This is a genomic window from Azonexus sp. (assembly GCF_036170495.1).
Classification (GTDB): Bacteria; Pseudomonadota; Gammaproteobacteria; order Burkholderiales; family Rhodocyclaceae; genus Azonexus.
The window spans coordinates 1-1,421 of sequence record NZ_JAVHPH010000268.1 but is presented as its reverse complement, the minus strand read 5'-3'; the positions used below and the strand labels follow the sequence as shown (position 1 = coordinate 1,421).

At 60.8% G+C, this 1,421-nt stretch carries 2 protein-coding genes; one reads left to right on the top strand and one right to left on the bottom strand.

Translation table 11 applies throughout. The features are described 5' to 3' along the window. Positions 1–548 (bottom strand): electron transport complex subunit RsxA (gene rsxA, locus ADADOO_RS09745; protein WP_511277101.1); only part of this gene is annotated, 548 nt, incomplete at its 3' end. Between the two features lie 265 nt (positions 549–813). On the opposite strand from rsxA, the gene nifL reads away from it, so the two are divergent. Continuing rightward, on the top strand, positions 814–1,421 hold a 608-nt coding region (gene nifL / locus ADADOO_RS09740; RefSeq protein WP_511277099.1), incomplete at its 3' end, for a nitrogen fixation negative regulator NifL.

Here is a 1,421-nt window from a genome sequence, read left to right as displayed (position 1 = left end):
GCCAGGGCGAGCAGGCTGATGGTGACGAAGGAAATCGGGGCGCCGGCGAAGGCGCCGGGTACCCGGGCCAGCGCGATGCGTTCGCGCAGCCCGGCAAAAATCAGCAGGACGATGGTGAAGCCGAGCGCCGAACCGAAGCCGTAGAGCAGGCTCTTGAACAGGCTGAACTTCTGCTCGACGTTGAGCAGCGCGACGCCGAGCACGGCGCAGTTGGTGGTGATCAGCGGCAGGTAGATGCCGAGCGACTGGTAGAGGCCGGGGCTCGATTTCTTGATGAACATCTCGGTGAATTGGACGACCGCCGCGATGACCAGGATGAAGGTCAGGATGCGCAGGTAGCCGAGACCGAGCGGCTGCAGCAGCCAGTTGTCGAGCATCCACGAGGCGCCGGCGGCCAGGGTGATGACGAAGGTCGTCGCCAGCCCCATGCCGAAGGCGCTGTCGACGCTCTTCGAGACGCCCATGACCGGGCACAGGCCGAGGAACTTGATGAGCACCACGTTATTGACCAGCGCGGTGGAAAGCAGCAGTAAGAGAAATTCACTCATGGTGGTGGGTTCCGGTTTTTTTCACTGACCTCATCGCATAAGCCATGCCAATCTTTGCGCGCCGCACAAAACCCCACGCTGATGCGCCATCCAAGGCTATCGCACCAACAAAGTGCGCGCTTGCGAGGAAAAAATGTCGCAAAGACGACAGAAATTCGTCGCATTTCCCCCGAAACCCGCGCGGCAAGGCCTCATCGACCCTGCAATCAAGGCGCGGCACGGAATCTGCTAACCAATACGAAACGATTTATTGAGGAGCCTTCCGATGTCGGCCACACCGCTTGCCCAAGCCCGCGCCAATCCGGCGCCGGAAACCGCATTGCCACAGGAAGCCTATAGTCAGGCGGTCAACCAGGCCGACCTGGCAATTTCCATTACCGACGCAAAAGCCAACATCCTGTTTGCCAACGAAGCCTTCACCCGCGTCACTGGCTACAGCAAGGACGAGATAGTCGGCAAGAACGAGGCGACGCTATCCAATCACACCACCCCGCCTGAACTCTACAAGGCCATGTGGGCCGACCTTTCGGCGCAAAAACCGTGGGCCGGCAAGCTGCTCAACAAGCGCAAGGACGGCGTCCTCTACCTGGCCGAGCTGAGCATTTCCCCGGTCGTCGATGCCAGCGGCACGACCACCCATTTTGTCGGCATGCACCGCGACATTACCGAGATGCACCGCCTCGAACGCCTGGTTCGCAACCAGAAGCACCTGATCGAATCGGTCGTCGATGCCGCGCCGATGGCCTTTGCCCTGCTCGACCCCACCGGCCGCGTCATTCTCGACAATCAGGAATACAAGAAAATGGTCAGCGACCTGCGCCTCAAGGAGCCGGCCCACACCGTTCTCGATAGCGTGCTGCCGAGTTGGCGCGA